We start from the raw sequence: 561 nt of genomic DNA on the forward strand, positions 1-561 counted from the left end.
GACAAATACAGCCCGACAATGTCTTCCAGCTTCTCGATAAATTTCGGGTCTCGCGAGACTTTGAAGCTGCGCTCGAGATGAGGCTTCAGGCCATTGGCACGCCAGTGCCGAGAAACACTGGCGGCGCTGATACCCAGTTCAGCGGCCATTTTGCGCGTACTCCAGTGGGTCGCTGCTTTAGGCTGGCTTTGCGTGGTTAACTCTACGAGTTGAGCCACGTCTACCTTGACCGGTGGCGCTCCACGCGGCAGGTCGCGCTCAATTCCCGCCAGTCGCGATTCGGCATAACGGCTGCGCCAACGTCCAACCAGAGCCCGCGTGACGCCTAGCTGCGCGGCAATATCATGGTTCTGCATCCCGTCAGCCGCCAGGAGTACGATCTGTGCACGCTGGGCCAGTCTGACACTGGTGCAGCCGGAACGAACAAGCTTGTTCAGCTCAGCCTTTTCTTCTTCAGTAAGCACAATAGGGGTGGCAATTCGCATGCGATAAGTCCGATTCTCTCAGGGTATTTGAGCTGAGGATACATTAAGAATCATCAAGAGTGAAACACTACACTAG

General features: G+C 55.6%; 1 protein-coding gene. It reads right to left on the bottom strand.

Translation table 11 applies throughout. The features are described 5' to 3' along the window. Positions 1-485 (bottom strand): helix-turn-helix domain-containing protein (locus tag JW499_RS21595; RefSeq protein WP_205212512.1); only part of this gene is annotated, 485 nt, incomplete at its 3' end. Between the last annotated feature and the right edge of the window lie 76 nt (positions 486-561).

The organism is Amphritea pacifica (genome assembly GCF_016924145.1).
In the GTDB taxonomy this organism is placed as follows: domain Bacteria; phylum Pseudomonadota; class Gammaproteobacteria; order Pseudomonadales; family Balneatricaceae; genus Amphritea; species Amphritea pacifica.